Here is a 26,442-nt window from a genome sequence, read left to right on the forward strand (position 1 = left end):
GCTTCCGAGTCGATTCCGTAGCTGCGGCAGCGGGCTCATAATATCAGAAATAAAACAGTATGATTACGGTTTGGAAGAGCTGCCGCTGCGGCTTAACCTCTCGAAAAGTTCGGGATGGAATTCAAACTGCCGGGCAGTTCCCCGGCCCATTGAATTCTTCACGAGCGTTTCTCTCAATATGCCTCGGGCGACGAGCGGATCAACGGATTCCTTCACCGCGTTTCGTGTTAATCCAGTAATTTCGACTATATTTGAGAGAGTTAGCTTTTCGTGACTCTGGTGTATCATATAGAGCACCGTCATCATGCCAACCTGCTTCAACCGTGATTGTGGCGTCTCGCCTTCAATCGGGTTGTCAAGAATTTCCTGCAAGGCGTAGGCCGAAAACAGCTGATTCTGTAAATGCGCATTGAGCACGCTTGTCATTTTTTATACTATCAGATATAAGACAGTATAACAAGTTGCAAGGCTGATCGGTCTTTGGAGGAATTTCGCCTGGAAAGGGTGGTGATCATGAAAAGGTCTCTCATAAGGGCACTCGTCGCTGTAGCCAGCTTAGCGCCATTCTCTCTCGTTTTCGACGGTAAAGCGCGAGCTGATGGGTGGGGATGCAAAGTTATCCTGTGTCTTTCCAACCCCGGCGGTCCCGCACAATATGCCGAGTGCCGACCACCGATCGACAAGCTCTGGTGGTGGCTCGCCAAGGGCCGTTCGTTCCCGACCTGCAGTGGTGTCGGTTTCCATAGCTCGCGTCCCGGCTACCAGCCATACTACTGCAACGACGGATATGCGCTCATCAGCTCGTTTGGACCGCGCGGGCGCGACGCAGCTTGCCTCTCTGCATCCGTCCGGCAGGTAGACAATCGGTTTTGTTCATCGGGGCGTGACAGCCATGGTGGCGATCGCGGTTCCGTCGTGTCAGCGCGTTGGCAACGCGAGGGCGGACGCTTCCAATGCGTCGCTAAGATCGCCACCCGGCCGAACGTGCGGGCACAGCCCCATTTCATTGACGTGACCATCGAGGGCGTCGGCAAGCAAAGGGTCTGGTACTGACCGATGCCTGTAGCCTTCATAGGACTGGCGCAGACCTGCGCACCCATTGTCGCAGCGGAAATTCTTGCCGGCGTCGTAAGCATCGAAAGCCGCTTCGAGCCATTCGCTATCCGCATCAACAACGGACCGCCCCTCACGAGGCAAACCGCAACCAAGGCGGAGGCGATCGAGATCGCAACCTCGCTGGCCGCTGAACGACAGGACATCCAGCTCGGTCTCGGTGGGATCGGCGTTGAAGAACTGCGGAAACTCAACCTTTCGATCTCCGAAGCCTTTGATCCATGCCTCAACCTTCAGGCAACGGTGACGCTGCTCGACGGCTATTACCGGATCGCGGCCAAGTCCGGCGCCAACAAGGAGCAAGCTGAGCAGGTCATGTTGCAATCCTACTACGGGCGCAACGATCCCTCCGTCGGTGCCATGGTCAAGTACGACGAGCAAGTCCGTCAGGAGGTCAAACGGCTAGGCGGAATTCTCGCAACACTGACGATCGGAGGTGTCGGGCAGGGCAGGGGACGGAGTGAGGCGATGGCCGTCGACGCGGCGGCAGAAGACTTCAGGGACGACCTGCATACCGATCAGACAATGCCCGCGCAGTCTTGGGATGTTTTCAATTCGCCGCGGCGGTCCTCTGTCCTCATATTTTCAGAACGGTCAAATGGAGCAAAATAAATGACCTTCAGTTCCAGTATTCGCCCGACAGCGGCTTCCGGTTTGATGGCGGCGGTCATTGTGACCGTGTGGGTCGAGCCGGTTTTCGCACAGGCTGCCGGCATCGAAACCGTCCTGCAAAATATCGTCGACATGCTGACGGGCAATATCGCCAAACTGCTGGCGATCATCGCAGTGATCGTAATCTGTATCGCCTGGATGTTCGGTTACATGGACCTCAGAAGGGCGGGGTTCTGGATAATCGGAATTGGCGGTATCTTCGGCGCAACCGAGCTCGTGAACACGATCGTTGGAGTCTGACGGCATGGTGACCGTCCGGCCAAAGCTCACGGAAGACACGCTGTTCATCGCCTGCACCCGGCCCGCTATGATCGCCGGCGTGACGATGGAAGCCATGGGCATGAACATCATGCTTACGACCATTCTCTATATCGTCGCCGGCTCGATTGCCTACGCACTCATCGGCGTCGTCTTTCATGTCGTGTTCCGCGCTCTCGTCAAGCACGACCACAACATGTTCCGCATCCTGCTTGCGTGGATGGAAACACGCGGACGGTCGCGCAACAGCTTCTATTGGGGTGGAGCGACGTTGTCGCCGCTGAAACTCGCCCGGCGTTATAACGAAGGGGATCTCGGATTTGCCTGACCGCACCACCCTCAGGTCCCGTGAACTGGGTCCGGAGACCTTTATCCCCTATGTCCGTCACGTTGATGAGTCGACGATAGCGCTCAATTCCCGCGCGCTGATGATGATGATCGTGCTGGAAGGCGCCTCGTTCGAGACCGCGGATGTGCTCGACCTGAACACGCTCCATCGCGATCTCAATACGCTTTATAGAAATATCGCCGACGAGCGGCTTGCCTTGTGGACCCATCTTATCCGCCGGCGGGACAACAGCTATCCGGATGGAACTTTCACGACCTCGTTCTCGACTGCGCTCAACGACAAGTACCGTAAACGGATGGTGCGCGAGGATCTGTTTCGCAACGACCTTTACCTGACGATCCTCTGGTCGCCGGCGCGCGATCCAGCCGACAAAGCCGCAAAGCTGCTTTCGCGCCTGCGACAGGCACGTTACGCGGGCGTTGAACTGGACCAGGAAGCCATGAAGCAGCTTCGGGAGAAGGTTGTTGATGTCATGGCCGCGCTGACACGATTCAAGCCCCGCGTGCTGTCCCTCTACGAGCACGATGGCTTGCTGTTTTCCGAACCTAGCGAGGTGTTGCATCAGATCGTCGGCGGACGCCGGGAACCGGTTCCGCTGACCGAAGGCCGTATTGCGTCTGCAATCTATTCCGACCGCATCATCATCGGCCGCGAGACGGTCGAAATCCGGCACGAGGCCGAGAGCCGTTACGCAGGCATGCTAAGTTTCAAGGAATACCCGGCCCGCACCAGGGTCGGGATGCTCGACAGCGTGCTCACTGGCCCCTTTGAGCTTATCCTGGCCCAATCATTCTCCTTCGTCTCGAAGGCCGACGCCCGCACCATCATGGGCCGCAAGCAGAACCAGATGATCAGCAGCGGCGACAAGGCGGCCTCGCAGATCGACGAACTCGATGAGGCGATGGACGATTTGGAGTCCAACCGGTTCGTGCTGGGCGAGCATCATCTGTCTCTTGCGGTCTTTGCCCCAACGGTGAAAGAGCTGACCGACAATCTTGCCAAGTCACGGGCTGGGTTGACGAACGGGGGTGCAGTGGTCGCCCGTGAGGATCTTGGTCTTGAGGCGGCCTGGTGGGCGCAACTGCCCGGCAATTTTCGTTATCGCGCCCGATCCGGTGCGATCACGTCACGGAATTTCGCAGCCCTGTCGCCGTTCCACTCCTATCCGATTGGTCAGAAAGACGGCAATGAGTGGGGTCCCGCCGTCGCTCTCCTGAGGACGGCGTCCGGGTCGCCATACTACTTTAATTTCCATTATGGCGATCTCGGCAACACTTTTGTCTGTGGACCCTCAGGGGCCGGCAAGACCGTGCTGCTGAACTTCATGCTGTCACAGCTCGAAAAGCATCATCCGCACGTGGTGCTTTTTGACAAGGACCGAGGAGCAGATCTCTACGTGCGTGCCGCCGGCGGCACCTATTTGCCCCTCAAGAACGGCGTTCCGACCGGCTGCGCTCCTCTCAAGGCCCTCGAACTGACTGCGAAGAACAAGGTGTTCCTTGCGCGCTGGGTTGGCAAGCTTGTCGGCTCGGCGACGCGGGAGCTGACCATGACCGAACTGCACGACATTGCCGCCGCCATCGATGGACTTGCCGATCTGCCAGTAGAGCAGCGCACGATCGGCGCGCTGCGAACTTTTCTCAACAACTCGGAGCTTGAAGGGATCGCGACAAGGCTGCGGCGGTGGGAAAGGGGTGGGCCGCTCGGTTGGGTTTTCGACAACGTCATCGACGACATCGGCTTGGGCGGGTTCGGTGTTGGCAGGAAGTTCGTCGGCTACGACATGACCGACTTTCTCGACAATGAGGAAATTCGCACGCCGCTCATGGCCTATCTCTTCCATCGCGTCGAGCAACTGATCGACGGCAGGCGCATCATCATTGTCATCGACGAATTTTGGAAAGCTTTGCAGGACGAAGGATTCCTGGATCTCGCCCAGAACAAACTCAAGACGATCAGGAAGCAAAACGGTCTGATGTTGTTTGCCACGCAAAGCCCGCGCGATGCGATCGTCTCGCCGATCGCTCATACGATCATCGAGCAATGTCTGACACAGGTCTTCCTGCCTAACGCCCGCGGCAATCGCGCCGACTATGTCGACGGCTTCAAATTGACGGAGCGCGAATATGAGCTGGTTGCACACGAACTATCCGTCGAGAGCCGTCGGTTCGTTCTAAAGCAGGGGCACAACAGCGTCGTTGCCGAACTTGACCTCAATGGCTTCGAAGACGAACTCGCCATCCTGTCTGGCAGGACCGCCAATGTCGAACTCGCCGATGCGATCCGCGCGGAGGTGGGTGACGATACCAAGGACTGGGTTCCCGTTTTTCAGCAAAAAAGGAGTGCGAGCTGATGGTTTGCTATCGAATTCATGGTCCGGCAATCGCCGTTGCGCTTATCCTTTCCCCCGGCAGTGCAGCGGGACAGGGGATACCGGTGATTGATCAGACCGCAATCGCCAAACACATCGAGAGCATCGCGCAACTCAAGTCACAACTCGATGCCCTGCAACAGCAGATCGATCAGGCACAGCAGCTCTATGGCTCCTTCAACAAGCTGACCAACATGGCGGATATCGCCGGCGTTCTGAACGATCCGGCAATCCGCAAGGCGCTGCCGGCGGACTTCAATGCCATCGAGCGAGTGCTCAAGGGCGAAGGCTCCGGTGTCTTTGGTGATACCACCTCGAAATTCCTTGAGGGCAATTCGACCTATCGCACCAGTGCCGATGACTTTTATGCACAGGAGCTGTCCCGCATCCAGAACAAGAATGCCGGCCAGATGAGCCTCGGCCAGCAAATCTACAACGCTGCGACCAAACGCATCGATGGCATCGACCAATTGCGCGAGAAGATTTCGTCGGCGAGCGACGCCAAGGATATTGCCGATCTCCAGGCGCGGCTTCAGGCGGAAACGGCCTTCCTCCAGACCGATGTGCTGCGCATGGAAGGCCTCCGCATGGTGCAGCAAGCGCAGACCCAGGTCGACGAGCAACGCAAGGCCGAAGATTGGCGTCAACGCATGGATGCAATCAAGGCGGCACTGCAATGAGAAGATTTTTTCTTTTTGTCGCGGTGCTCGGATTGGCGGCCTGCTCGAATGACGCCCAGCGGACCTACACCGTTGATGAACTGGTCGCGGACGAGGCGCTGCTTTCCAACATCATCTCGAATTGCCACAACAATCCGGGCGAGCTTCGTGACACCGCCAATTGCAGGAACGCCGAAGCGGCCGACGGCAAGCTCCGGCTCCAGCGCATGCGGCAGTCCTTGGGAGGCTGAGCCATGTATGAGGTGTTCAGCTTCGTCGACGAGCAGTTCAAGACGCCCCTGGACACCTTCATCTCCACAGGGACCTCGAACATCTCTGAATGGGTTTCAGACCCGTTGACGGCAGCGGTCACCCTCTACATCGTGCTCTACGGCTATCTTGTCCTCCGCGGCTCCGTCCAGGAGCCGATCCTCGACTTTGCCTGCCGGGCGATCAAGCTCGCCATCATCGTGACGTTGGTGAAGAACGCCGGCGAATACCAGACTTATGTCACAAACATCTTCTTCGACGTCCTGCCGCGCGAGATTTCGCAGGCGCTGAACACCGGCACGGCGCCAAATGCTTCGACATTCGACAGCCTTCTCGAAAAGGGGCAGGCTTCCGCCAGAGACATTTGGTCGCGGGCCTCCTGGCCGATCGATATTGTTACCGGTGTCGGAGGCATGATGGTGATCGGCGCGAGCTTCATCGTTGCAGCGATCGGTTACATCGTGTCACTTTATGCTCGGCTGGCCCTTGCCATAGTGCTTGCGATTGGGCCGATCTTCGTGGCGCTCGCCATGTTCCAGTCGACAAGGCGCTTCACCGAAGCCTGGATCGGGCAACTGGTCAACTTCGTGATCCTTCAGGTTCTTGTTGTCGCCGTAGGCTCGTTGCTTATCACTAGCATCGACACCACTTTCACGGCTATCGAGGGCTATAGCGACGTCCTGATGCGCCCGATTGCGCTTTGCGCCATCTGCCTTTCCGCCCTCTATGTCTTCTATCAGCTCCCAAATATCGCCTCAGCGCTGGCTGCTGGCGGTGCGTCACTGACCTATGGCTACGGCGCCGCACGCGATGCCCATGACAGCACGCTCGCCTGGGCGGCGTCACGCACGTTCAGGGCCGCTGGACGTGGCGTCCGCGCTGTGGGGCGCACCTTTACCACGAAACGCGCCGGGTCATGACGCCCCTCGCACGAACAAGAAAAGGACTTTCTTGGAATGATCAGAATTTTCCCATTGCTTTGCATGGCGGCCGTTCTGATCGGCTGCGCATCGCAAACCTATCCGCTCCCGAAATGCGACGGATACTCGCGCCGACCGCTCAACCGACCGATGTGGCAATGGGAGGACAATATCAACCTCAACCAGAAACATTCGGATGTCCGGTCGGTGGCTGCCGAGCCTGGAGCCGCGGCCTATGTCGCAGAGACCAAGGAGTTGCAAACCTTTGCCCATCTCAAAATCGATGCCCCCTCTCTTGATTGCGAAGGCTGACGCGATGGTTTCGAGGCACGAACTCAAGCCTTATTTCGACAAGGCGCGGCGCTTCGATCAGGATCGGATGATCCAGGTCGAACGCTCAGCGCGCATCGCCTGGTCAATTGCCATTGTGGCAGGCGTCCTTGCCGGCGCGTCGATTTTTGCGGTTGCCGCCTTGACGCCACTGAAGACAGTCGAGCCGTTCGTCGTGCGGGTCGACAATTCGACGGGCATCGTCGACGTCGTTTCCGCACTGACGTCGACGGGCGGCACCTACGATGAGGCCGTGACCAAATACTTCGCCGCAAAATATGTTCGTGCACGGGAAGGCTATATTCGGAGCGAAGCGGAACAGAACTTTCGCACGGTTGCCTTGTTGTCGACTCAGCCGGAACAGACGCGGTACTCGGCGTTCCATCGCGGCGGCAATCCGGAATCACCGCAGAATACCTACGGGCGCGGTGCCACGGCGCGCGTAAACATTGCATCGATATCCCTTATCAACCCGAATGTTGTGTCTGTTCGCTACATGCGCACGATCACCCGAGGCGAGGAGGTCCGGACGACGCACTGGGTCGCGATGCTTACTTTCTCTTATGTGAACGCGCCGATGTCATCGACTGATCGGCTTGTGAACCCGCTCGGATTCGCGGTCAGTGAATATCGTGCAGACCCGGAGACGATCAACTGATGCGGACACTTGCAATCGTCACTTTCCTGTTGGCGGGCTCGGCTTCGACGGCACTTGCCCTCGAAATCCCGCGCGGCGCATCGCAGGACAGTCGCGTGCGCTTCGTTGACTACCGGCCCTACAATATCACCCGGATCATCGGATCGCTGCGTTCTTCTGTGCAGGTCGAGTTCGCGGCCGACGAGGAGATTGCCCATGTCGCACTCGGCAATAGCGTTGCCTGGGAGGTCGCGCCCGCCGGAAATATCCTGTTCCTGAAGCCGCGAGAGAGCCAACCGGTTACCAATATCTCCGTCGTGACCACCCGGCGCGACGGGTCAACCCGCAGCTACCAGATGGAGTTGACGGTGCGGGACGGATCCGTGGAGGTCGGCCAGAACACCTATTTCTACGTCAAATATCGGTACCCGGCCGACGAAGCTGACCGTCGGCGACAGGTCGCGGCTGCCCGTGCAGTCGCGGCGCAGGCAAAGGAGGCCGACAATGTGCTGGCGATTCATGAAGCCTATGGACCACGGAACTGGCGCTACTCGGCACAGGGTTCACAGGCGCTGGAGCCGCAATCTGTCTATGACAATGGAAAGGTCACAACCTTTGCCTTCGTCGGCAACCAGGAGATGCCGGCGATTTATATAGAGAATTCGGATGGCACCGAGAGGCTGGTGCCTAAATCCGTCGATGGCAACGTGGTTCTTGTCCACGCGATCAGCCGCAAGTTCATCCTGCGCCGGGGAGGGGATGTGCTCTGCGTCTTCAACGAGGCCTATCACCGGGTCGGCATCAATCCGAACACCAACACGACCTCTCCATCGGTCGAGCGTGTCGTGCGGACCGGCACAGGCACAACGAGATAGGATGTCGTCATGGATCAGGAAGACGAAGGCCGCATACCGGGCGAGCGGGCCGAAACCGTTACTGCCACGAAAATCGACAATAATCCCATCTTGAAACGGGGCGCCGTGGCGCTGGCCATCGTTGCCTTTGTCGCCTTTTCTCTGTGGTCGATGAGCGGCGAGAAGGCCCCAATGGATACGACAAGGCCGGAGCGAGTGGTTATTCGGCAGACGGCAAACTTCGAGCCAGCCAAGGAAATGGCAGAGCCCATCCGGACGGAGCCGGAGGTGAGGCTGCCGACCCCGATCGTGACCCAGGAGGCGAAGGAGGAAGATCCGCTGCTCGACTCCGCCCGTCGCGCGCCTGTCATGGCCTATAGCGGTGGGCAGCGAAATATCACGCCACCGCGCCCGGGCGAGGAAAATGCCACACCGGCGGACAGTAATTTTTTGCCGCTCGATGGAACCATGATGGGCCAGAACGCGGCCAACAACGATGAACAGAGATTTGACGGATTGCTGCGCCCCACCCGGCTTGAGGGTTCGCGTGCCGGTACGCTCGGTAACCGCAACTTCATTGTCGCGATGGGAACTTCGATCCCATGCGTACTGGAGACGGCGTTGACGTCGGACCAGCCCGGCTTCACAAGCTGTGTGATTAACCGGGACGTTCTCTCCGACAATGGCCGGGTCGTGCTGATGGAGAAAGGCACTCAGGTCGTTGGTGAATATCGTGGCGGTTTGCAGCGCGGTCAAAAGCGGCTGTTCGTGCTCTGGAACCGTGCGAAAACGCCAAATGGCGTCATCGTCACGCTAGCCTCGCCGGCGACGGATGCACTTGGCCGAGCCGGGGTCGACGGCTACGTCGACACGCATTGGTGGGAGCGGTTTGGAAGTGCGCTTCTCCTCTCCATCGTCGGCGATGCCACGAGCTACGCCAATGGCCTTCTTCAGGCTAGCAACGTCGACGCGCAGAACACCACGAGTGCCGGCCAGCAGGCGGTGGCGGTTGCCGTAGAACAATCGATCAACATCCCTCCGACGCTTCTCAAACACCATGGCGAACTCGTCTCGGTCTTCGTGGCGCGCGATCTCGATTTTTCCGGCGTCTACAGGTTGCAGGTGACAGAGCCCAACAACAGGGTCTTCGATCGCGCGGTGCTTGGCGATTTCCGCCCGCGATCAGATCTGGTCACGAAGTAAGACAAGGATGGCGGAAAACTCCGACGCGGGCGTCGTCCGCCAATTGCTGCTCCCTCTAGCCGAGTTTCTCAATGATACCAGCCTTTATGAGATCGTCATCAACAAGCCGGGCGAGGTCCTAACGGAAGGGGCAGGCGGCTGGTCGCGCCACGACAGACCGTCCCTTACCTTTGACAAGCTGATGCGGTTGGCCCGGGCCGTCGCCAGCTTTTCCAATCAGGGGATCGACGAGACGCGGCCACTCCTCTCGGCGACACTGCCGGACGAGGAGAGGATTCAGATCGTCGTGCCCCCGGCTACCACCACGAAATCAGTCAGCATCACCATACGAAAGCCATCGTCGGTTTTCCTCACCATGGAGGATATGGAGCGGGAAGGGCTGTTCGAAGATGTCCTTCCCTCGTCCGAGGTGTCGCATCGGAATGGTGCACTCCTCGACGCTTATCGCACTGGTCAGTATCGCGCATTTCTGCAAGAGGCCGTACTTGCGCGCAGGAACATCATTATTTCCGGTGCTACAGGTTCCGGAAAAACGACACTATCTAAGGCGCTTGTCCAACATATTCCCTCAAATGAGCGGATCATTTCTATCGAGGACACGCCCGAGCTTGTTATTCCGCAATCGAACCATGTGCGCCTATTCTATTCGAAGGACGGGCAGGGGCTCTCGAAGATCGGCGTAAAGGAACTTCTGGAAGCTTGCCTGCGCATGCGGCCGGATCGCATCCTGCTGCAAGAGCTGCGGGACGGTACGGCTTTCTATTACATCCGCAACGTGAACTCTGGGCATCCTGGCTCAATCACGACGGTCCACGCCGATTCAGCCAGCCTGGCGTTTGAGCAGCTGACATTGCTGGTCAAGGAGTCTGAAGGCGGCAATGGCCTCGCCAGGGACGACATTCGGCGATTGCTTGAAAGTTCGATAGACGTGGTCATTCAATGCAGGCGAATCCGCGGGTTGTTCAGGATCGCGGAGATTTGGTACCGAGATGGCAATGAGAAGCCTTCTACATTCTGAAGCCAAAGCTGTTTCTTCTGCGCACTACTCGCTGAGCATCCGGGCACGGTGTTTCAACGCCTGCGTCACGGAATCGATCAGCGCGGATGGAAAGTTCGTCGGCAATGATTTTACGACGTTGTCCATATTGCTGTCGGCTGAAGCGGCAAGTTCCTCGAACAGTGATTTCATCGCCAGCTTGCCGATGCCGGCAAGGTCGGCAGTCTGCATGAAATGGCGTGGCACGATGTCATGGATCGCATAATGCCGGCTCTTGCCGATTGACATGGCCAATTTGAATTTCTTGCGCGGGATCTGGTTGGCGTCGAGGCTGGGCTGCGCGGTCAGTATGTCATAGAGCGGTGTTAGCCGGTAACGCCCCCCGGGGGTCAGGAAGATACTGAAGTTCTTGGCGTGACCGTCAGTCGCCCCGATGAGCCAAAAGATGACGGTTGCCCGCATAAAGGTCATGACATCGTCATCGGGTGTATCGCTGCCCTTCAGCAGGTCGATGATAGCGCGCAGATCGGGGCCACCGTCCGACTGGTATTTCCTTGTCGGTGGGGCTGATAGTGCCTGGCAGCAATCTTCCTGCGGCAGGCGCAGCAGGCGGCCATCACGAGTCCACAGACGATCGAAGCGCTCGACGATCAGTGTGCGGCGCTCGCCGAAATCGGCGATCTAGCGGCGAAGACGCGAACGAAGTAAACTGCGCGGATTTTCGTTCCTTAAACTCAATGGGCGTGAAGAAAATGAAACGGCCTCACCGGGATTTCGTGGTAGAGATAAGACCGACCCGGCGTCTCACCAAAACAAAATCCAGTTCGATTTGGGGATCAGTTGATCTGAAAGCGCATGCTGTCGAGGTCGAGGATGAGTTGCGCGAGCGTAAAGATAGTTCTGCCATTCAAAGCCCCGTTCAGGCGCCAACCGCACCAGACAACATAAGTTCTGACAGCCTTCCCAACGCGGATGTAAGGCCAAGCGCCCAAGAGGTCTCTGGTGCATTAAGTGAGGCGCTTGAGGCGTCTTCCGTTAACAATCAAGAGCCGGCGAAGGTTGATGTCGTTCCCGAAATTCGAACAGTCACAAAAAGCCGGCTGGGAAAGGCAACCAGTCGCCAGCGGGCAGGCATCGACTTGCCAAGTGTTAAGCCGAAAGAGGCGTCGGTGATTTCTGATAGCATTTTTCGAGCGGTGATCTCAAAAAAGCCGAACGGCGCAAGTGCGCCCCAAGGCAAAATTCTGGCACGCCATCATCCGGGACGGAGACACGGTACGATGTGGACAAGGATCTGGCCGAGCTTGAAACCGAGAATCAGCGTTTGAAGAAGCTGCTCGCAGATAAGCTTAACAATGAGAACGCCGAGCTCAGGCGAAAACTTGCGGTCTTGTGAGAAGGATATCGGCGGATTGACGGACAGCTTGCTGCCCATCAACCGTGCCGAGACGCGTACGCAATACACAACGCCGGCAGAAAGTGCCGGAACGTGGTAAAGAATAGATGATCGGGGAATCCTACGCGCCATGCCCTGAAGCGCTGTTGGTCGCGTGGCCAGGCTTCAACTAGCCGTCGGTCGCGACCCTCGGTCAAGGTACGAAGGAAGTTGAGATTGTGTGAGGGGGGCTGTAGTTTGTCAAAGTTAGAAGAGCCGTTGAATAGCTGGCTTCTATAGCTTGATGCAGCAAAAAGGCGGCTTGGTTGGTTCAGCCATTTTTCAATGAGAACTGAAAAGTTTCATGAAATTTATGGGCATTAGGAAATCGCTTCTCAAAATGCTCCTTAGCCGCTTGGTACTCTTCAGCGGCTGACATTGGCTTGGGCTCGGCCAGGGGTTCGTCATCAAGTTCGTAGAGCACGATGCCCTGTCGGCGGATGTCGGAGAAGAAGTAATGGCCCTGACGCAACGCTGTGTTCATCTCGCGGCGCGAGTGAACAATGAAGCCGACCTGCGTCTTCACGCCCCTATCATGCAATAGTCGGTCGGTTGCCTTGTACCAGTAAGTAGCGAAATCCGTCAGCTTCTTGTTGTTGACGATAATGAGCAGGTCGTAGTCGGAGCGGTATCCCCTTCATCGTATGCGGTTCATCGACCCAATCGCCCCGCGCATAGGACCCGAACAGGATGATTTTTAGGATCCTGCCCATTTTCTTGAATTCGGCCGAACCCTCCTTCAGCGCGTCCTCAAGCTCTTCCAGCAAGATTTGCACTATGCGCGCCAGTTCGCGCTGCTTTTGCTCCGGCAGGTGGTCGAGGCTGGATTTCATCATCTTTCGAGCAGTCCGGCGATTTCTGTCTCTGTCGAATCAATAGGTTATAGCAGTAGCGGAATCTATAAGGCTGAGGCTTTCCGCGCCACTTTGAGTTGTTTGTGCTTTCCAAAATATGTTGCATCAATCGGCGTAGCAAGTCGAACTTTTTGACTAAAATTTACGTGTTGACGCGATTGTGAGCCATTAAATTGCCTCTACGCTTCACTAACCGTTCATTTTGTTGCATCAAAAAAGAATTGTGATCACGACACTTTTCCGATGGCATTTGACCGTGAGCGAAAGGAATTTTGATGAAGCCGCTCATCTTCGTGTGCACGCAGGATGCCTGGTCCTATCTCGTTTTCAGCCATATTTTGAAGGCCGATGGCTTCGAGGTGGAATTGGCACAGGACGCCGAAGACCTGATCTCCCTGGCTGAAGAGAAGCCCGGTGCCGCTGTCCTTCTCGATTGCCATGCGGATGTTCAGGATGCGCCCGAGATATGCAGACGCCTGAAAAATGAGGCCGGCACCGGAGAAATTCCGGTTATCGCCAGCATACCCGGTGGCGGCGGCAACCAGCACATGGAACTCCTTAAGGCTGGCGTCACCCAAAGCTTCGTCAGGCCGTTCGATCCTGAGCAGCTGCTGCGCTATCTCCGAACAGCCCTGCGCCCGCGGGGCGAGCCTGGCCCCTCCGTTCCGGAGGTAAAGAGTGACATATTCAGCGTCGGCAAGCTTGAATTGTTTCCGCGCAAACATCGCGTCCAATATGACGGAAAGGAGTTTCCGCTACGCCAGCTGGAATTCAGGCTGCTGTGCGTGTTGATCCTTGAGCCGTGCAGGGTATTTGCCCGTGACGAACTCATTGAAATGGCATGGCCGGAAAACATCAACGTTGAGCCGCGAACGGTCGACGTCCACATCGGCCGTCTGCGTCATGCGCTTAAGAAAGCTACGGGCAAGGACATGATCCGCACTGTGCGCTCAGCGGGCTATGCTCTCGAGGCGAAGGGAATTTGATCTCAGTTTTTGTTTGTGCTGTGAAAGGACTGCTCACACAAGCGAATGTGAACTCTGAGCAACAAAATCGTTAATTCGCACATCGGGATAAGGCCTTAAATTCTTGGAAGATTCACGCCGTGTTTATGGCATTCGCTCGCCGACACGCCGATTATCTGGCTGTATCAATCCAAAAATAGGTCCGCGCCAGACAGCACATCAGCTGCCATTCGATCTTCAGGCATCAGTGCGATCCAAGCCGGTCAGGAACCATGGAGGAATACGTGGTCGACCAACATGTTGCCGGTGAGAATTTCAAACCCACGAAGCGTAATCGGAATACCCACGGTGTGATAAATCATGCGGCTCCGCATTTCGCCAGCGCCAGGCTCAACGGCCTGATGGCGCTCTATGCGCGACCCGGTAGAGGCCGCAGCGTTGAAATAGAGTTGGATCGAAAACATAGCCATCGCGTCGTCGATTTCGTGCGCTGCTCCTATCTTGGTCTCGACAATCATCCGCGTATTGTTGAAGGCGCCATCGAAGCCGTCCAGAAATACGGCGCCTTGCATTGGTCATGCGCACGTACCCGCCTGAACTTCAATCTCATCGGCGAATTGGAAGAGACACTTTCCGCGCTGTTTTCGGCCAGGGTGATCACCTATTCCAGTGTTCTGGCGGCTAATATGGGAGCATTACCCCTGTTGGCATCGGGCCACCTCACCAACCAGCGCAAACCGCTGATGGTTTTTGATCGACTTGCACATGCGACGCTAGCCTTTCACAAGGCCACGCTCGCCGAGGAGACGGAAGTCATCACGATCGCCCACAACGATATGTCAGCCCTTGAAGCGCTTTGCCGCGAGCATGGAAACGTCGCCTATGTATGTGACGGTGTCTATTCCATGGGCGGCAGCGCTCCGATCGAAGAGCTGCTTGTCCTGCAGAAACGTTATGACCTCTTCCTCTATGTCGATGATGCACACGGTATTTCACTGTTCGGCAAAAGCGGCGAGGGATTTGCCAGATCCAAAATAGCTGGTGCTCTGGGCGAGCGAACTATTATTGCAGCCTCCCTCGGTAAAGGTTTTGGAGCATCCGGCGGAATGCTCATGCTGGGCACCCCGGAGCAGGAAGAGCTGTTTCGCAGCTTTGCCATTGCTCATGCGTTTTCAGCCTCCCCCAACCTGGCAGCTGTCGGTGCGGCGCTTGCCTCTGTGCAACTGCACCGAACCAAAGAACTGGCCGCGTTGCAAACGAGACTGCGGGATAGGCTTGCACTCTTTGATTCTTTGATCGCGACTGGGTTGGAAGGGTCACTGCCCATCCGCATGCTGATGATCGGCGACGAATTAACGACAATCGGTGCAGCCAAGGCAGTCCTCAAGGATGGGTGTTATGTCTCGGCGGTTTTCTTCCCCACGGTGGCCAAAGGCCGCTCCGGGCTCCGTGTATGCCCGACAGCCGGCCACAGCATAGAAGAAATTGAGGCACTGTGCACGACGCTGAAGGCGATCCTGCCCGATATTATGGTCTCACCGCCTGATAAACGATGAGGGCTGCTCTGTGTAACGGCTATGAAGCAGGTCTGAAATGATTCTCGAAACCGAACGGCTGTTGCTGAGAAAGGTTTGCCTTTCCGATGCCAAGACGCTCTACAGGCTTCACAGTGATCCGCTCGTCGTACGCCTTACAACCGATGGCCAAGCTATGATGCGGCAGCAATCAGATGATCGCCTTGCTCTCTATCTCGAGGAATGGCGGCGTTTCGACTTTGGGTTTTTCATTGTTTACGAAAAGCAAGTCAACGGAGATCTACATTTTTCCGGACGCTGCGGCCTCCGTGATTTTGACGGCGTGGATGTTGAGCTAGGGTACTGCTTTTCGGAAAGTTCCTCGGGACGCGGACTGGCAACGGAAGCTTCGAGGGCGGTGATGCAGGATGCTTTTTCACGGCTTGCCCTGGAAAAACTGATCGCCGTGGTCCGGCCGAACAACAATCAATCGCAGCGCGTTCTCGTGAAGCTCGGTTTCATCTATCGCCGAATGGTGAATCACAGAGGCGTCGACTACCGTTTCTTTGAGAAGCTGGCTCATTCGTTCAATGGAGCGTCCGCCGACATCTAGAGGGCCATAAACGGCCGCCATGTTTTAAACAGTTGGTTGCGAGCCCCCGCAACCACTTCCAGCATAAATCAATCGCCGTCCCGATCTAACCATCGGGACGGCGATTTGCGTTTTACCGTCTCGTGCCGCCGGCCGCCCTGGTGTGAGATTGGCGCGCCTTTCGGACCAGCACGGCGGAGCGGCCAAACGGAAAACCTTGAAAGGCGATGTGTGTCTTTCAATTAACGAATGCCCGCTTTGCGCCCGCATGTCGGCCGTATGCACCAGATGTGCCGTTGCCCGAAAGCAGACACGAATGGCGGACGCGGCTTCAAGGCTTGCGCCTGAGCTGCGAACGTCTTTTTGGGACTTTCAAAATCCGCGCGCAGTTTCCCGACGGACCTCGGCCCCCACTTGCAACAACGAGCCGGTTTTTTACCGGAAGGATCCAAAAAAACGTTCGTCTCAAGAGCAGACGATCAGTTTTCAATGTGTGTCAGCCAGAAGCGTGTTGCCTCGCCAACCCATCCTTCGGCACTCGTTTTCGAACCCGTACCGAAACCATGGCCTACGCCGTCGAAAACGCGGTACTCGACGATAGCCCCTCTGAGCCGGAGCGCTTCAACGCAGCGTTGCATCACTTGAGGGCGCGCTATTGCGTCATCGGCACCAGCCACGGCGAAGGTAGGCGGCTCGTTAATGGCAAAATCCGAATGTGTGGTATAGCCGATTACCACGGCTGCAGGCTTGGGTAGCTCGTCTCCCCCGAACTTGCAGTACCGTGCGAACCGATGGATGCGGCCATCCTTGCGCCGGCCGAACTGCCCCACAGGGAGTAAGCGGCAGTGCCGACACCAAGCTGGTCAGCGTTGCGAATAATGTAGGAGAGTGCAGCCGCCAGGTCTCGGGTCGCAACAGTCCCACCCTGTCCGGCCCGGTATTTCAGGACGAAAGCATTGAGGCCCATGCTGCTGATCTCAGCGGCGTGCGGAAATCCCTCATGAAACGAGCCGACATAGGAAAAGCCGCCACCCGGCGCGATCAGTGCGAATGGCGCTCCGGGCGTGCCTCTGAAGAAAAACAAGCCGTTATTTTCCCGCGTCGGATCCTCGCGCTTTTGCTGCGGCGTATAGAAGTCGTGGAAGACCGTCCGGCCCGCGTCTGTGTCCGCGATCATCCGGTTCTGCGCGGCGACAATGACAGTCGGCTCGATGTTGTTGTGATAGGGCAACAGCGATCCGATATTGCGGAGAAGCATGGTTTCGTCGGCTTGGCGATCGTCCCGTGCCGCCGCTGATCCGTGCCGGATCGGTGCCTTCGAAGCGGTCATCTACTCTGACGGCACCGGTGAAATTCTTCTCCGGGCCTATCGTTGAAGGTCGGGAACCAGCCGGGGTCACCACGATCTGCCGTGAGGCATGGGCCGGCATCTCGCCGGCAAGCATGGCGGCGGCGACAAGAAGGGACTTCATTATCAAACCTGTTCTCTGGGATCGTATCTGCAGGAAGGCCTGCGCTTTGCAAGAGCGGCTCAGTCCGTGAAAACTTCCTGGGCTATCGCGACGGCGGAAACGGCGATCGGCCATCCGGAATAGAAGGCCATGTGCGTGATGGTCTCCACGAGTTCTTCTTGCGTCACGCCGTTCTGACGCGCGAGTTGGAGATGCGACCGCAACTGATCGGGCCGATTGAATGCGATGAGGGCCCTCACCGTCACAAGGCTCCGGTCGCGCTTCGACAACTGTGGGCGCTCCCAGACGTCGGAGCCGACTGCTCGTTCTGGGCGCTTACCATGGTCGACAAACCTCCGGTGAGAACGACGGCTGTTGCAAGGAAAAGGCCTCTGGCACGATGCTTCAATGTTGGTTTCCTCGTCGCTGGAATTGGTTCAGTCGGATCGCCTGGCCGTGTACATGGGTTAGCCACGCGACCGACCGGATGATAGCCGAGGTCGGATTGCACGTTTAGACGGCAAGATCGGGATGCCTTGTGAAGCTGTACGGGATAATCTTGAGTTGGCGCTGGACAAGACCGACAAACTGAACGACTGCGCCGCGATGAATATCCGAGCGAGCAAACCGGGGGGGGAATAATGCTGACGCTTAGACAGATAGAGGTTATCCGGGCGATCATGGTTACGGGCAGCATTGCCGGTGCGGCAAGGCTTCTCAATGTGGCGGCACCAGGGATCAGCCGCCTGATGAAATACTCGGAAGATTCCCTAGGCGTCAGGCTTTTCGATCGGCGCGCCGGGCGCTACGTGCCGACGCCACAGGCCCGAAACATATTTGATCTGCTCGATACCGTGCATCGCAAGATAGAAGACCTGCAATCTGCCGTCGACGATCTCGGCCGCGGCAAAAGTCAGGAACTGTGCATCGCATCGGTGCCAAGTATCGCCAACGTCATGGTGCCAAGGGCTATTGCGGGACTGCGGCGCCGATACCCGGATCTCGGCCTGGATATCAACATCCTCAAGATCGAAGAGGCTATCGACTACCTGCTGCTCGGTCGTGGCGAAGTGGTCGCGATTTCGTCTCGCTTCGATCATCCGCTGATCGAGTTCGATCTGCTCGCGAGCGGCCGGCTTCTCTGCATCGTGCCCGAAAGCAGCCCGCTCGCGGAGCGACAGAAGATTACGCCGGCCGAAATGTCGGAACATCCGCTGATCGGTATAAACCCCAAGGATCCCTATGGCGCGATCATGGCTGCGATGTTTACCAATGCCGGGATCGACTACCGGATGAATATCAAGGCCCGTTTCGGGACGACCGTATGCAGCCTCGTCGCTGCGGGACTAGGCATAGCAATTATCGACGAGTTTACGGTCGCCCACGGAACCGTTCGGGGCCTGAAGAGCCTGGAGATCGAAGGCGAAAGCGCATTTCATACCTATGCCGCCTATCGCAAAGACGTGCCCCTGTCCGCATATGCCGAACAGTTCCTCGCAATACTGCGACGGGAAATGACGAGCATCAGTTCACCTGAAGCGAGCTTTCCCGATACGCGAAAACGCATTCCGGGAAGATAACATCATGTTACGAATGCGAGCAAAATTGGTATGAGAAATAAGGTTCGTTGGACGCTAGTATCCGTTTCCGGGAGAAGCGACGACGGCTGGAGGTGCCTCCCTCTAATTTTCTGAACCGCGTTGGTCGCCGTCTTTCTCCGGCGAAGAATATTGGCATGCCTGAAGTTGAGGCAAAAACAAGAATCTCGATGAAACGTCCTGGAAACCGCTTTGGTGTTGATGCGAAAAGAGACGTGCGGGATTTCCTGCCGTCCGGCGAAACGAGATTGTTTCCGGTGGTTGGCGACCCGATTGAACAGGTGAAATCGCCAAGTGCGATCACGCGAATCCTGGCAGCGCATGGCGAGAATGCGATCGTAGTGCCCATGCATGTGGGCGCTGCGGACCTCGGACACCTGGTGGAAGCATTGACCAAGGTGCATAACGTCGATGGAATCCTCGTTACGGTGCCGCACAAATTCGCCGCACTAGGGTATTGCGCGAGCGCTACGGAACGTGCGCGCTTCGCCGGCTCGGCAAATGTCATCCGCAAGATCGAAAATGGCTGGTGTGGCGACAATACGGACGGTATGGGCTTTCTCGACGGAATTGCGAGAGAGGGTTTCGACATCGTCGGAAAGAGCGCGCTTTTGATAGGCTGCGGTGGCGCGGGATCGGCGATTGCGTTCGAGATTCTGGAACGCGGCGCATCGGAACTAGCCATCCATGACATCGACGTCGCGCGACGTGACGATATTGTCGTGCGCCTGGACGCACGCTTTCCCGGCAAAGTCCGGAGCGGCAGCGACGATCCCACCGGTTTCGATTTCGTCGCCAATGCGACACCCATGGGCATGCGACCGGGCGATCCCCTTCCTGTGGATGTCTCGCGCCTTGGTGCTGGTCAATTCGTAGCCTGTGTCGTCACCAAACCGGAAGTGCCGCCATTGATCGCAGAGGCGCGGCTGCGCGGCTGCGGGACCATGACCGGGACAGGAATGTTCGACGCGCAGGCCGAGACACTTGTCGACTTTCTGCTGCAGTCGGCGGCCGATCACGCCGCGACACATGTAACAATAGGAGTTTCGTCTCCAGAATGAATTTAGGGCACTGGGGGGCGTTTTTGGGAGACGGCGCCGTTAGACCTTGGGGCAGATTGTGGGAGGACCCAAAATGTATCGCAAATCAATCCTTGCAGTGACTACCGCACTGCTGGCCACACTAGGTGCGGCCTATGCGCAGGAGACGGTGAAGATTGGCATGGTTGCTGAACTCTCCGGCCCCGGCGCGCCTTCGGGAACGAACTGGCGCGACGGCATCAAGATCGCCATAGAGGAAATCAATGCCGATGGCGGCATCCTCGGCAAGAAGGTCGAGGTGTCCGAATACGACACGCAGACGGACCCCCAGGTGTCGCGCGCACTTGTGCAGAAGGCGATCGACGAGGGCGCCTATGCGATCCTGGGAACCATCTATTCCGGTTCGACCATGGTCAACATGCTGGTCGCACAGCAGAACAGCATCCCCCAGTTCGTCGGATCGGAAGCTCCGGGCATCGTCGAAAAAGGCAACCCCTTTGTCTACCGGACATCCTCGGGCGCTCAAAAGGGCGTTCCGGCCCTGACTCCATATTTCACGGATACGCTCAAGGCCAAGAAGGTCGGCGTCGCCTGGGTCAACAACGAGTTTGGAAAGGGCGGCCACGACGTCTTCATTGCCGAAATGGAGAAGGCCGGCATAGCAGTGGCTGCCGACATTCCTTCCGAGCAGGCGCAGACCGATTATGCAGCGGACGTGTCCAAGCTCAAGGAAGCGAACCCGGATGCAGTGTTCGTCTACATGAACCAGGAAGAGTCGGCTCGTTTCCTGATCGAGGCCAGGAAGCAGGGTCTTTCGATGCCGCTCGTCGGCGAAGTCACCCTGACGGAGGCCAAGGTCATCGAACTGGCCGGCGGTGCGGCTGAGGGCGCCATCGCCCATGTCGGTGTAACTGCCACGGCGACGGAGATCAAGGGTATCTCGGCCTTTGCCGAAAAGTTTGAAGCAGCCTTCAAGCGCAAGCCGACGCATGATGCAATCAAGGGCTATATCGGTGCCTGGACGACAAAATACGTCACCGAACTGGTCGGAAAATTCGACGGCGAAGCGTTCGCCGAGAAGATGCACGGCCTATGCCTGAAGGTGGCGGATCATCCGAAGATCCTGCTCGACACCTGCTGGGACGACCGGGGCGAAATGTCCCGTCCGAGCTTCATGGTCCAGGTCAAGAACGGCGCTCCGACCGTTATTGGAACCGTTCCAGCCAACTGATCCTGATTAGATCTACCGCGGCGGGAAACTCGCCGTCGCGGCTATAAGCGAAAGACGCTCAATGTCCCAGTTCCTACAGGTCCTGCTGTCCGGTCTTGCGACCGGCTCCATCTACGCGCTTGTCGCGATCGGCTTTACGCTGGTCTGGCAGGCTGCTCAGACGGTAAACTTCGCCCAGGGCGAGTTCGTCGTGGTGCCGGCGTTTCTCGTCCTGGTCGGCCTCAACTACCTGCACATGCCCTTGTGGGGCGCGCTTCTGTTCGGGCTCGCGATGTCGATCCTGATCCTCGGCGTGCTGTTCAAGAAGCTGATCGTGGAGCCCATCCTGCCCCATGGCGGGATAACGCTGATCATTGCGACAATGGTGCTGGGCATTCTCCTGAAAGAGAGCGTGAAGGAGTTCTACGGGGCGGAAGCGCAGCCATTTCCGGCGCTGTTCCCGCACGACCCGATCAACTTTTTCGGCGCCGTCGTGTCGATGCAGGACCTTCTGAACTTGGTGATCTCGCTCGGCATCGTCGTCGTCCTGACGCTTTTCCTGAACCGGACGCGCACCGGCCGCTGCATGCAGGCCACGGCGCAGAACCCGGCAGTGGCGGAAATACTGGGCGTCAATGTGAAGAGAATGATCCTCTACACGTTCCTCATAAACGCAGCCCTCGCGACGTTGGCTGCCTACCTCATCACCCCCGTCTACCTCGCCAAGTTCTCCAATGGCGAAACGCTTGGCCTTATCGCGTTCATCGCTGCGATCGTCGGCGGGTTCAATCAGATTCGCGGCGCACTTGTCGGAGGGCTGCTGATCGGCGTCCTCGACAATCTGACCGCTACTTACGTTACCGCGGAATACCGCGCGGCGCTGCCGCTGGTGCTCCTCATCGTCATCATCCTTGTTCGCCCGCAGGGTCTCCTGGGAACCTCCGAGGGGAGGTCGGTCTGATGCGAACTTCGCTGCGTCTCCTCCTGGTTCTTGGCCTTATCGTGCTCGCGATCCTCGCGCCGATCGGACAAGGCAACTACATCATCTACGTTCTCACCTCGTGGCTCATATTTTCGATCGCGGCGATCGGGCTGAACCTGACACTCGGCTATGCAGGGCAGATTTCGCTTGCGCAGGCATCGTTCATGGCCATCGGCGCGTATACGACGGCGCTGCTGACGCTGGCCGGCTGGCACTGGATCGTGGCCATGCCGCTGGGCCTGATCCTGTGCTTCGTGGTTGGGCTGGTGCTTGGCTATCCGGCGTTGCGCGTCAAGGGGCATTTCCTTGCCTTCATCACGCTGGCGTTCAACACCCTCGTCTTTCTCGTGCTTCGAAACGAGGGCTGGCTCACCGGCGGCACCTATGGGCTGGTCGGCATGCCTCGGCCGGATTTCGGTCTCTTCGCCACGATGAAGCAGCTGCATTTCTATTATTTCACGCTCGGCGTGACTGTGCTTTCCGCGCTGGCTATGTGGGGTATCGTCCGATCGCCATGGGGACGAGCTTTCAAGGCGTTGCGCGAAAATCCGATCCGCGCCGAAAGCCTTGGCGTCGACACTAGGCGCATTACGCTGCTCGCCTTCGCGATCGGCTCGACTTACGGCGGACTTGCCGGCGCTCTCGTCACACCACTTGTCCAATTCATCGAACCTGGTTCTTTTGGCCTCGCCCATTCATTGCGTATCCTGCTGATGGTTGTCGTCGGCGGCTCCGGCTTCTTCTTCGGCCCGTTCCTGGGTGCGGGTGTGGTCATTCTGCTGCCCGAGTTTTTGCGCTTCACCGAAGGCTATTACCTCATCATCTATTCGGCACTCGTCATCGTGATGCTCATATTCGTGCCGGCGGGCCTCATTGGGGTCGGTGGACGGCTTCGAGACCGGTTCTGGCCTCGACAACAGGTCCGGGCTGACATGAGCGAAGGAGCGCGGCTGAAATGACCGAACCAGTTCTTTCCATCCGCAACATAGAAAAGAGCTTCGGCGGCATCAAAGCTGTGGGCGGCGTATCCTTCGACGTCCATGACGGCGAGATCCTGGGTCTGATCGGTCCGAACGGATCGGGAAAGTCCACGCTCTTCAACTGCATTCTGGGGCAATTGACGCCGGATGCAGGCGAGGTCGAGGTGAATGGCCAGAAGATTTCGGGCAAGCGCGCTTCCGAACTCAACAAGCTTGGCGTTGGACGCACCTTCCAGCAATTGTCGGTATTCCCGCAAATGACTGTCCTCGACAACATCATCCTGGCCGGACAGGAGCACCAGGGCACCATGCTGTCTCGGCTCTTCGGAAAACCGGATGCGGGGCTGACGGGAGAAGCCGAGAAGCTGATCGCCTTCTTCCGCCTCAGTCATCTTCGCGACACGCTCGCGGGGTCCCTGTCCTACGGTCAGCAGAAGCTGGTCGACGCTGCAATGGCGTTCATGGCAGGTCCACGCCTCGTGCTGCTCGACGAGCCAGCCGGGGGCGTGAACCTGACGATGCTGGCCAACCTCAAGGAACGCCTCGTCGCCTACAATGCCGAGCATGGTACGACCTTCGTCGTCATCGAGCACAATATGGAGTTCGTGATGAGCCTCTGCACACGGATCATCGTCCTGGCAGAAGGCAGGGTCATTGCAGAAGGGACGCCTGACGAGATCAGGTCGAACCAGACTGTGATCGATGCGTATCTGGGAGGATGACCGATGCTTGAGCTGAAAAATGTCTATGGTGGCTATGGCAAGGTCACGATCCTGAACGGAGTGTCCTTCACCATCCCGAAAGCCTCCATCACGACGGTGATCGGCCCCAACGGCGCCGGCAAATCTACTGTTTTCAAGGCGGTCTTCGGTCTTTTGAACATTCAGTCCGGCCAGGTTCTTCTCGACGGCAAGGACGTGACCCGGCAGACCCCCCGACAGATGATCGGCCATGGGGTCACATACGTGCCGCAGGGACGCAACGTGGTGCCGCAGCTTTCCGTCTATCACAACCTGGAACTGGGCGGGATAACGGCTCCGGATCAGGCGAAGATCAGCGAGCGCATCGAAACGGTGATGGACCAGTTCCCGATGCTGCGCCAGTTTCGCAACCGAAAGGCGATAGAACTTTCAGGTGGGCAGCAGAAGCAGCTGGAGGTGGCGCGGTCGCTTCTCCTGGACCCGAAACTGATCCTGATCGACGAGCCGTCGATCGGCCTGTCGCCGAACCTGGTTCAGGAAGTGTTCCAGACCCTGATCATGCTACGGGACCAGGGGGTGACGATTCTGATGGTCGAGCAGAACGCAAAGACCGCGCTTGCAATGTCCGATTACGGCCTCGTGCTGGAACTCGGGCAGACGCGGATGCACGACGAGGCGAGGAAATTGCTGGCCGACCCGCGCGTCGGTCAGCTCTTCCTTGGAGGCCATGTCGCCGACGTCGCGCCCGCTCATGCAGATTGAGGCTCTGGCCGCCGGGGCAAACCGCCTCGGCGAATGCCCGATCTGGTGCGAGCGGACCGGCCGCCTGTGGTGGGCCGACGTGCTCGAAGGAGCGCTCTGGAGCCACGATCCGGCGACCGGCAACTGCAAGCAGCATCCGGTCGAGGCGCGGCGTCTCGGCTCGATCGCCCTGCGCCAAGCGGGCGGCCTCATCCTGGCCTGCGACAACGGGCTCTTCTCCTACGATCCTGAAACCGGCGCGCAGGGCTTCCTCGTCGATCCCGAGCCGGGAAGGGCCGGACACCGCAAGAACGACGGGCGAGCGGACCATATGGGAAACTTCTGGGTCGGCACGCTGGAGGAAGCTACCTACGCTCCGGTCGGATCACTGTATCGCGTAGCGCCTGACCTTTCGGTCAGCGTCGAGGCCGAGCACCTCGCCATTCCCAATTCACTTGCCTTCGACCCCGAACGCGGCCGCATGTATTACGCGGACACGAGAGCCTATACGATCTGGGTGCGAGATGGCTTTGAAACAGGTGGCGGAAGGCAAAGAACCTTCGCCACAACGACCGCACCCGCAAGGCCGGACGGCAGTTGCATCGATGCCGAGGGCTATCTCTGGAACGCCGAATATGCCGGTGGCCGTGTGGTCCGCTATGCTCCTTCGGGCGAGATATCTATGACGATCGACCTACCGGCGACATATCCAACCTGTTGCTGTTTCGGCGGTTCGGATTTTCGCACGCTGTATGTGACCTCCGCCTTTGAGCCTCTATCTTCCGAAGAACTGGAACGGGAGCCTCTGGCCGGACGGGTGCTGATGCTGGATGTGGGCTTCCTGGGAAAAGCGGAATTTCGCGTAGGCTTCTGACGAGGCGAGATCAGGACCAGTCGTTCATCATCATGCTGTGGTCCGCCGACGCCACGCGGGGCTCAACCGCCTTTTCTTGTTTATCGATGCGGCCAATGAGCACTTCCGGTTGCTTCCGGCGCGGGGTCTCTGCATCGGGGCTTAGGGGCCACCCTAATAGAAACCTCCATCTGTATGACGCTTGCCATATCACATTGCGACTCGAAGCAATTGTCGTTCTCGGTGGTTGCGCGCCCCGGCAACCACTTTCTTCATAAATCAATCGCCGTCCCGATCTAACCATCGGGGCGGCCTTTTGCGTTCTATCATCTCGTGCGCTGGCTCGAGGAATTCCCGTCAACGAAAGGCTGACCGCAGAACTCTGGTCGAGGCCAGGACCCAGCTTTGCGACGATATGCGGGTCATCATCGCGGATAGATCGGGTTCGACCAGGCGAGCTTCCGTCGACTGCCATCACCATGATGCGGCACCAGTCGCCGGCAAACTTCTTCTTGAGCGACGTCACGAGAGCTTCCGGTTCTTCAGCTTTCACCATCACCCAGCCCGAAGGCGTCGCGGCTCTCACCACCCTCGACCACCCAGTGGGCGTCGTCGGCTGCCAGGGCATTGATGCGCCGGCTGCTCTTCAATAGGTCGTCGAGATAGTAAGCGCCGCCGCCGCGCGCCTGACGCACCTGGCTCGTGTGATTGTAGACCTCGACGGCATGCGCGCCGGGGATCGTCGCGGCGTCCGCCACCGTCAGCCCGTACCATTCGGGATGCGGGGTGACCACGAATGCCCCGGCATCCTTCCGGCCAACGAAGCTGGACCAGAACCCTGTGCAGCTAGCGATACTCAGAGCACCTGCCAGCATGCTTCGGTCGCCACCTCG

Annotated in this window: 28 protein-coding genes and 3 pseudogenes; 25 read left to right on the forward strand and 6 right to left on the reverse strand. The window is 58.0% G+C overall.

Annotated elements, in window-relative coordinates:
* Positions 1-63: 63 nt before the first annotated feature.
* Complete coding sequence (locus tag BM413_RS22260) at positions 64-426, reverse strand: helix-turn-helix domain-containing protein (RefSeq protein WP_091917016.1); 363 nt, start codon at positions 424-426, stop codon at positions 64-66.
* 87 nt (positions 427-513) lie between these two features.
* Here BM413_RS22260 and BM413_RS33685 point away from each other — a divergent pair, with 87 nt between their 5' ends.
* The 13 genes and pseudogenes from BM413_RS33685 (at position 514) to virB11 (ending at position 10,654) form a co-directional block, all read left to right on the forward strand.
* A complete protein-coding gene (locus tag BM413_RS33685; protein WP_091917136.1) occupies positions 514-1,053 on the forward strand; it encodes a hypothetical protein in 540 nt (179 codons plus the stop codon).
* Positions 1,054-1,056: 3 nt separating this feature from the next.
* Positions 1,057-1,729, forward strand: a pseudogene (locus tag BM413_RS22270) (lytic transglycosylase domain-containing protein).
* Positions 1,726-2,025 (forward strand): TrbC/VirB2 family protein, encoded by a 300-nt coding sequence (locus BM413_RS22275; RefSeq protein ID WP_091917018.1) that lies wholly within the window; start codon positions 1,726-1,728, stop codon positions 2,023-2,025. The pseudogene BM413_RS22270 and the gene BM413_RS22275 overlap by 4 nt, the downstream one beginning before the upstream one ends.
* Positions 2,026-2,029: 4 nt before the next feature.
* Positions 2,030-2,371, forward strand: coding sequence for a VirB3 family type IV secretion system protein (locus tag BM413_RS22280; RefSeq protein ID WP_091917020.1), 342 nt, complete (start codon positions 2,030-2,032; stop codon positions 2,369-2,371).
* Entirely contained in the window at positions 2,364-4,745 is a 2,382-nt protein-coding gene (locus BM413_RS22285; RefSeq protein ID WP_091917022.1) for a VirB4 family type IV secretion/conjugal transfer ATPase, read from the forward strand. The genes BM413_RS22280 and BM413_RS22285 overlap by 8 nt, the downstream gene beginning before the upstream one ends.
* A complete protein-coding gene (virB5, locus tag BM413_RS22290) occupies positions 4,745-5,443 on the forward strand; it encodes a P-type DNA transfer protein VirB5 (protein WP_091917024.1) in 699 nt (232 codons plus the stop codon). Before BM413_RS22285 ends, virB5 begins: the two co-directional genes overlap by 1 nt.
* Entirely contained in the window at positions 5,440-5,673 is a 234-nt protein-coding gene (locus tag BM413_RS22295; RefSeq protein WP_091917026.1) for an EexN family lipoprotein, read from the forward strand. Before virB5 ends, BM413_RS22295 begins: the two co-directional genes overlap by 4 nt.
* Positions 5,674-5,676: 3 nt before the next feature.
* On the forward strand, positions 5,677-6,612 hold the full coding sequence (locus BM413_RS22300; protein ID WP_091917028.1) for a TrbL/VirB6 family protein: 936 nt from the start codon (positions 5,677-5,679) through the stop codon (positions 6,610-6,612).
* 36 nt (positions 6,613-6,648) lie between these two features.
* Complete coding sequence (locus BM413_RS22305; protein ID WP_091917030.1) at positions 6,649-6,924, forward strand: hypothetical protein; 276 nt, start codon at positions 6,649-6,651, stop codon at positions 6,922-6,924.
* Between the two features lie 4 nt (positions 6,925-6,928).
* Positions 6,929-7,600 carry a VirB8 family type IV secretion system protein gene (locus tag BM413_RS22310; RefSeq protein ID WP_091917032.1) on the forward strand — a complete coding sequence of 224 codons (672 nt, stop codon included), beginning with the start codon at positions 6,929-6,931 and terminating at the stop codon, positions 7,598-7,600.
* Positions 7,600-8,454: a P-type conjugative transfer protein VirB9 gene (virB9, locus tag BM413_RS22315; RefSeq protein ID WP_091917034.1), complete on the forward strand. Its 855-nt coding sequence runs from the start codon at positions 7,600-7,602 to the stop codon at positions 8,452-8,454. The genes BM413_RS22310 and virB9 overlap by 1 nt, the downstream gene beginning before the upstream one ends.
* A 9-nt stretch (positions 8,455-8,463) precedes the next feature.
* On the forward strand, positions 8,464-9,636 hold the full coding sequence (gene virB10, locus BM413_RS22320) for a type IV secretion system protein VirB10 (protein WP_091917036.1): 1,173 nt from the start codon (positions 8,464-8,466) through the stop codon (positions 9,634-9,636).
* Between the two features lie 7 nt (positions 9,637-9,643).
* The gene (virB11, locus tag BM413_RS22325; RefSeq protein WP_091917038.1) at positions 9,644-10,654 is read left to right on the forward strand and encodes a P-type DNA transfer ATPase VirB11; all 1,011 of its coding nucleotides are present in this window, start codon (positions 9,644-9,646) and stop codon (positions 10,652-10,654) included.
* 24 nt (positions 10,655-10,678) lie between these two features.
* On the opposite strand, the gene BM413_RS22330 is transcribed toward virB11, so the two are convergent.
* Positions 10,679-11,314 carry a HipA domain-containing protein gene (locus BM413_RS22330; RefSeq protein ID WP_091917040.1) on the reverse strand — a complete coding sequence of 212 codons (636 nt, stop codon included), beginning with the start codon at positions 11,312-11,314 and terminating at the stop codon, positions 10,679-10,681.
* A gap of 71 nt (positions 11,315-11,385) precedes the next feature.
* Between BM413_RS22330 and BM413_RS33225 the strand changes: the two genes are divergently transcribed.
* Positions 11,386-11,961 carry a hypothetical protein gene (locus tag BM413_RS33225; protein WP_175544402.1) on the forward strand — a complete coding sequence of 192 codons (576 nt, stop codon included), beginning with the start codon at positions 11,386-11,388 and terminating at the stop codon, positions 11,959-11,961.
* 196 nt (positions 11,962-12,157) lie between these two features.
* Here BM413_RS33225 and BM413_RS22340 read toward each other — a convergent pair.
* Positions 12,158-12,901, reverse strand: a pseudogene (locus tag BM413_RS22340) (nucleotidyltransferase domain-containing protein); the annotation flags it as partial.
* A gap of 296 nt (positions 12,902-13,197) precedes the next feature.
* Here BM413_RS22340 and BM413_RS22345 point away from each other — a divergent pair.
* The 3 genes from BM413_RS22345 (at position 13,198) to BM413_RS22355 (ending at position 16,014) form a co-directional block, all read left to right on the forward strand.
* Positions 13,198-13,908 carry a response regulator transcription factor gene (locus BM413_RS22345; protein WP_091917042.1) on the forward strand — a complete coding sequence of 237 codons (711 nt, stop codon included), beginning with the start codon at positions 13,198-13,200 and terminating at the stop codon, positions 13,906-13,908.
* Between the two features lie 251 nt (positions 13,909-14,159).
* On the forward strand, positions 14,160-15,443 hold the full coding sequence (locus BM413_RS22350; protein ID WP_091917044.1) for an 8-amino-7-oxononanoate synthase family protein: 1,284 nt from the start codon (positions 14,160-14,162) through the stop codon (positions 15,441-15,443).
* 37 nt (positions 15,444-15,480) lie between these two features.
* Complete coding sequence (locus BM413_RS22355) at positions 15,481-16,014, forward strand: GNAT family N-acetyltransferase (RefSeq protein WP_091917046.1); 534 nt, start codon at positions 15,481-15,483, stop codon at positions 16,012-16,014.
* A 709-nt stretch (positions 16,015-16,723) separates the two neighbouring features.
* Here the strand turns inward: BM413_RS22355 and BM413_RS22360 are convergent.
* Both BM413_RS22360 and BM413_RS22365 read right to left on the reverse strand, forming a co-directional pair.
* Positions 16,724-17,323 carry an alpha/beta hydrolase gene (locus BM413_RS22360; RefSeq protein ID WP_244537964.1) on the reverse strand — a complete coding sequence of 200 codons (600 nt, stop codon included), beginning with the start codon at positions 17,321-17,323 and terminating at the stop codon, positions 16,724-16,726.
* Positions 17,324-17,524: 201 nt separating this feature from the next.
* Positions 17,525-17,755, reverse strand: a pseudogene (locus BM413_RS22365) (carboxymuconolactone decarboxylase family protein); the annotation flags it as partial.
* Positions 17,756-18,085: 330 nt separating this feature from the next.
* Here BM413_RS22365 and BM413_RS22370 point away from each other — a divergent pair.
* The 8 genes from BM413_RS22370 (at position 18,086) to BM413_RS22405 (ending at position 25,570) form a co-directional block, all read left to right on the forward strand.
* Positions 18,086-19,024, forward strand: a complete 939-nt coding sequence (locus BM413_RS22370; protein WP_091917050.1) for a LysR family transcriptional regulator — start codon at positions 18,086-18,088, stop codon at positions 19,022-19,024.
* Between the two features lie 47 nt (positions 19,025-19,071).
* Positions 19,072-20,103, forward strand: coding sequence for a shikimate dehydrogenase family protein (locus BM413_RS22375; protein WP_244537965.1), 1,032 nt, complete (start codon positions 19,072-19,074; stop codon positions 20,101-20,103).
* A 73-nt stretch (positions 20,104-20,176) separates the two neighbouring features.
* Entirely contained in the window at positions 20,177-21,313 is a 1,137-nt protein-coding gene (locus BM413_RS22380; RefSeq protein WP_091917054.1) for an ABC transporter substrate-binding protein, read from the forward strand.
* A gap of 61 nt (positions 21,314-21,374) precedes the next feature.
* Positions 21,375-22,253, forward strand: coding sequence for a branched-chain amino acid ABC transporter permease (locus BM413_RS22385; RefSeq protein ID WP_091917058.1), 879 nt, complete (start codon positions 21,375-21,377; stop codon positions 22,251-22,253).
* A complete protein-coding gene (locus tag BM413_RS22390) occupies positions 22,253-23,233 on the forward strand; it encodes a branched-chain amino acid ABC transporter permease (RefSeq protein WP_091917060.1) in 981 nt (326 codons plus the stop codon). The genes BM413_RS22385 and BM413_RS22390 overlap by 1 nt, the downstream gene beginning before the upstream one ends.
* On the forward strand, positions 23,230-23,976 hold the full coding sequence (locus BM413_RS22395; protein ID WP_091917062.1) for an ABC transporter ATP-binding protein: 747 nt from the start codon (positions 23,230-23,232) through the stop codon (positions 23,974-23,976). The genes BM413_RS22390 and BM413_RS22395 overlap by 4 nt, the downstream gene beginning before the upstream one ends.
* A 3-nt stretch (positions 23,977-23,979) precedes the next feature.
* Complete coding sequence (locus tag BM413_RS22400; RefSeq protein ID WP_091917064.1) at positions 23,980-24,717, forward strand: ABC transporter ATP-binding protein; 738 nt, start codon at positions 23,980-23,982, stop codon at positions 24,715-24,717.
* Positions 24,683-25,570: an SMP-30/gluconolactonase/LRE family protein gene (locus tag BM413_RS22405; protein ID WP_139238639.1), complete on the forward strand. Its 888-nt coding sequence runs from the start codon at positions 24,683-24,685 to the stop codon at positions 25,568-25,570. The genes BM413_RS22400 and BM413_RS22405 overlap by 35 nt, the downstream gene beginning before the upstream one ends.
* Positions 25,571-26,091: 521 nt before the next feature.
* Here the strand turns inward: BM413_RS22405 and BM413_RS22415 are convergent.
* Entirely contained in the window at positions 26,092-26,424 is a 333-nt protein-coding gene (locus tag BM413_RS22415; RefSeq protein ID WP_091917070.1) for a hypothetical protein, read from the reverse strand.
* Positions 26,425-26,442: the final 18 nt, after the last annotated feature.

This window comes from Mesorhizobium sp. YR577, assembly GCF_900116595.1.
GTDB lineage: Bacteria > Pseudomonadota > Alphaproteobacteria > Rhizobiales > Rhizobiaceae > Mesorhizobium_M.